Annotated in this window: 3 protein-coding genes and 1 pseudogene; all 4 read right to left on the bottom strand. The window is 36.7% G+C overall.

Annotation, left to right across the window (positions count from 1 at the left end; translation table 11 throughout):
- Window positions 1-378 (bottom strand): annotated as a pseudogene (locus AC06OU_RS02145) (phosphate ABC transporter permease PstA); the annotation flags it as partial.
- Window positions 379-1,320 (bottom strand): phosphate ABC transporter permease subunit PstC, encoded by a 942-nt coding sequence (gene pstC, locus AC06OU_RS02150; protein ID WP_475853649.1) that lies wholly within the window; start codon window positions 1,318-1,320, stop codon window positions 379-381.
- Between the two features lie 75 nt (window positions 1,321-1,395).
- Complete coding sequence (locus AC06OU_RS02155; RefSeq protein WP_475853650.1) at window positions 1,396-2,370, bottom strand: PstS family phosphate ABC transporter substrate-binding protein; 975 nt, start codon at window positions 2,368-2,370, stop codon at window positions 1,396-1,398.
- 866 nt (window positions 2,371-3,236) lie between these two features.
- The coding region (gene pepF, locus AC06OU_RS02160) for an oligoendopeptidase F (protein ID WP_475853652.1) at window positions 3,237-5,046 on the bottom strand (1,810 nt) is incomplete at its 5' end.

Below are 5,046 nucleotides of genomic sequence, written 5' to 3' on the forward strand. Positions count from 1 at the left end.
AACTGAGGGAACTCCCGCTAGATTAGATATATTCATCCTTATAAAATCATTCCATTTATTTTTCTTTGCATATTCCTCTAAATATATTGCTGTTCCAACTCCTAATATTAAGGAAACTGGAGCGACAACTCCCATCAACCAAATAGATCCCACCAATGCCGCTTTAATACCTGCTTTTTCTGGAAATCTGGAACCATAGTTTTGAAAAAATTCAGGTGTAATGTAACCCGCACCTTGCGAAATAATTCGGTAGAATAAAATACCCAAAGCTAATAAAGCAAATAATGTAGTTAACAGAAAAATAAATTTAAACACCATATTTATCGTCAGCCTACTAGTCATTCTTTTCACTACCGTCTCATGTTCCACGTATCTCATTTAATATTCCTCCCGAAATCTTTTCGATATAACATGAGCAAGATAGTTCATGAACAACGTAAATAAGAATAATGTAAAACCTACTGCATAGATCGAATAGTAAATGGTGGTTCCATAACCGGCATCACCAGAAGACACTTGGACAATGTAGGCCGTCATTGTTTGAATAGATTCTGTTACATCCCAGTCAAACTTTGGGGTTGAACCCCCAGCCAAAGAAACGATCATAGTTTCGCCGATTGCTCTAGACATGGCAAGCACAATAGAAGCAATAACTCCCGAAACTGCAGCAGGTAAGACAATCTTTAAAGCTACTTCTAATTTCGTTGAGCCAATTGCTACTGCGCCTTCTCTAATGGAGTTTGGTACGGATGACATGGCATCCTCCGACAATGAAACAATCATTGGTAAAATCATTATGCCAACGACAATTCCTGGACTCAAGGCATTAAATATTTTTAAATCAGGTATGATCTGTTGCAATAAAGGAGTGACAAAAGTTAATGCAAAAAAACCATACACAATAGTAGGAATACCTGCTAATACTTCTAAAATAGGCTTAATAATTCTTCTTGTTTTATCACTTGCATATTCACTTAAATAAATTGCTGAACCAATACCAAATGGGACTGCAACAATCCCAGCTATAAAAGCCACCTTCAATGTTCCTACTATTAATGGCAGAATCCCAAACAGCTGCTCTGTATTTGCAAATGGATACCATTCCGTTCCAAATAAGAATTCTGTAATCGAAATACGGGAAAAGAAAATAATTGTTTCTACTACTAACGTTATTATTATTCCAAAAGTCGTAAGGACAGAGACAGATGCAATAAGCATGAGGATATATGGAATAATCTTTTCAAATTTTTTAGAGTTACCTGCGCGAGATTTTACGATTAGTTCTTGAATGGAAGTGCTCTCGGTTAGTCTTTTTACCACAGTAAATCCCCCTTTTCCAACGAAAGAAATGAGCAGCAGCAAGCTACTCATAAATCTTCCACATATAAATCTCTATTACTTAAGTGCCTCTAAGTCTGCAAGCCCTTTATTATAGTTTTCTTCAGGTAAACTCACATACCCAACCGCTTCTGCCATATCACCGGCATGTTCAATGGTAAATTTCATGAAATCATAGAAAGCTGGATTTTCTTTAATGGCACGATTGTTAGCGTAAACGAATAAGGGACGTGACAACGGTGAATAATCTCCAGATTCGATTGTTTCGTTTGTAGGTTCAACCCCGTTTACTTTAACTACCTTTAATGTCTCTTGGTTAGCTAGATAGTATGCATACCCAAAGAAACCAATCGCATTTTTGTCACCTTGTACTCCTTGCACAAGAACATTGTCATCTTCAGATAACGTTGCACTTTTAACCAAATCCGCTTCATCTAATATCACTTCATCAAAGTAGTCATATGTGCCAGAATCCGTGCCTGGGGAGTAGTATACAATCTCTTCCTCTGGCCACTCTGGGTTAATATCTGACCATTTTTTCTTTGTCCCATCTTCTATCCACATCTTTTGTAATTCTTCTATAGTTAAAGAATCTACCCAGTCATTTTCTTTATTTACTACTAGGGATAATCCGTCGTACGCAATTTGAAATTCTGAGAAATCAATATTTGCTTCTGCTAGCTTTTGCTCTTCTTCTTCTTTAATAGGGCGTGATGCATTAGAAAAATCAGTGTCACCAGCTATAAACTTTTCAAAACCTCCACCTGTTCCTGACACTCCCACTGTAACCTGTACTTCGGACTGTTCAGCTGCATACTCCTCTACCACTGCTTCTAAGATAGGCGCCACCGTGCTTGATCCATCTCCAGAAACTTTCCCTTCCAAGACACCTTCTGCTTGGGGTTCACCCGCTTCTGATGAGCTAATATCGGATTCTGCCTCTGCTCCTTCTGTAGAATCTGATCCGCAGGCTCCCAGAACAAATGTCAATCCTGCCATAGTTGTTAATAAAAAGTATTTCCAGCTTTTCATCAGGTATTTCCCCCTAAAGTATATTTTCTGTCTTACAAGACTTACTTTAAAGTTTGTATATTGAGTGGGTATAAAGGAGATGTAAATAGTTTGTAAATTCAAACATTATAATGTTTACATTTATATTTTGGAGAGTCTATTGTTTGTAGATTTACTTTCAAACAGTTTACTGATGAAAGTATCCGTCTTATAAAAAGTCACTGACTTAAAATACCCCCTTGCTTCCTAATTCATGTTTAGTGAATCATCTAAAATAAAAAGGCTATGTTAAAGGCTAGGGTTGAATTATGATGTGTTCTAAATCGGCAAGTAGAATTGATTTCCGCGCCAGCCGGACGCTTTCCTCGGGGTGAGCGATAAGCCATCACCCATCGCTTACGCGCATGGTTGTGATGGCTTATCTGTCTCACTCATCCCGTAGGAGTCGCCGACTGGCACTCCAATCAATAAATGGAGAAGGGTCATAATTCATAAATCCCTATTTATAAATTTACTCAGATAAACAAAGCCGGAAAAGTCACTAGAACCACACTTCATAATCTATTTATATTTATTAATAGTCATTCAGTCGGTATAAAAAAGAAGTTTAGTCAAAATTGTCCATAACTTTAATATAGCCAAAAGAAAAAACCCTTTCCTCAATTAGGAAAGGGTTTTTTACAAAGGGGATGGGAGAAATGTTCACGTTCAAACAAAGGGGTGTATGTTATCTTGTGATTTATTTCACACTCTTACTTTAGCATGCTCCAGTAATAAAAACAACTCCTTGTACTTCACTTTCACAAATTCGTCAAACATTATTCCAGAATATAATTTCTTTTCTAAAGTAAAAGCCACCTCTTCTATTAAGAGGTGGCTTTTTCGAATTAGCTCAGTAACTGCTCTAATTCATTTAGTTTTTCTTCAAATACTTTACAAGCTTCTTCAATTGGAGAAGCTGTGTTCATATCTACTCCAGCTTTTTTCAAAACTTCGATTGGATAATCTGAGCACCCAGCTTTAAGGAATTCATTAATATAACGGTCAACCGCTGGCTGTCCTTCAGACAAGATTTGATTGCTCAGTGCAGTAGCGGCACTTAGGCCAGTTGCATATTGATATACATAGTAATTGTAATAGAAGTGAGGAATTCTAGACCATTCTAAACCAATTTCCTCATCTATAACAATATCGTCACCAAAATATTTCTTGTTTAACTCGTAATACACCTCTGTAAACTTATCAGCTGTTAATGCTTCTCCGTCTTGGTCTAATTGATGAATGATATGCTCAAACTCTGCAAACATAGTTTGTCTAAACACTGTCCCTCTAAACCCTTCAAGCCAATGGTTTAGTAAATAAATTCGTTTCTTAGGATCTTCTATTGTTTTTAGTAAATGATCATTTAACAAAGCCTCGTTACAAGTTGACGCTACTTCTGCAACGAAAATAGAATAGTCCCCATACACATACGGTTGATTTTCCCTAGTATAATAGCTATGAATACTATGTCCAAACTCATGAGTAAGTGTAAATAAGTTGTTTACGTTATCTTGCCAGTTCATTAATATATAAGGATTAGTTCCATAAGTACCGGATGAATAGGCACCAGAACGCTTTCCTTTCGTCTCTACAACATCAACCCAACGGCTCTCAAGACCTTTTTTCACGATAGATACATATTCCTCACCTAATGGTTTAAAGCTCTCTAACATTACAGCACAAGCCTCTTCATACGTATACTCCATTTTCAATTCTTTTACAAGTGGTGTGTACAAATCATACATATGTAACTTATCTACACCTAGAACTTTTTTACGAAGACTGACATATCGATGAAGTAAATGTACATTCTTGTTTACCGTTTCCACTAAGTTATCATAAACCGATTCAGGAATGTGGTTAGCTGACAAAGCAGCTTCTCTAGCAGAAGTATAGTTTCTGATCTTTGCATAAACATTATCTGCTTTGATATTCCCACTCAAAGTAGAAGCAAATGTATTTTTAAATTTACCATAGGTTTCGTACATAGCCTTAAACGCATCCTCACGCACACGTCGATCTTCACTTTCTAAAAATCTACTATAGCGACCATGTGTAAGCTGTACTTCATTGCCATTCTCATCCTTAATGAAGGGGAATTCCAAATCTGCGTTGTTTAACTTGCCGAAAGTATCCGCTGATGCTCCGGTCACTTCAGAAAACTGAGCAAGTAGTGCCTCTTGCTCTTTCGGAAGTACATGCGGACGTTCTTTGTTTATCTCTTCTAGCATTTGTTTATATACTTGGAGGTCGTTGTTTTCTTTTAGATAATTTCCTAATACCGTTTCATCTAAGGACAATATTTCAGGTACTAAAAATGAAAGCTCTGTGGAAACTTTTACGTATAAAGACTTTATACGGCTATCTAAAGCCTGGTATTTACTATTTGAAGTATCTTGATCATTACGCATATGAGCATAAGTATATAGCTTACGTAATCGGCTAGTTAGCTCGTCACGATATGTTAAAACTTCTAATAATGCTTCTGGTCCAGAACTTATTGTTCCTTGATAAGAAGAGGCCTTTTTAGCTAACTCCGCTACTTCCTTAAATTCTTTTTCCCAATCCGCTTCAGTAGAAAATATATCCTCCAACTTCCAAGTAAGACGTTCATCTACTTCACTTCGAGTTAAAATTTTGTTTTTTGTATCTGCT

This window comes from Psychrobacillus sp., from assembly GCF_056205495.1.

Coding starts and splice junctions, on each gene's coding strand:
- AC06OU_RS02155 (WP_475853650.1), bottom strand. CDS start 2,370: ATGAAAAGCTGGAAATACTTTTTATTAACAACTATGGCAGGATTGACA.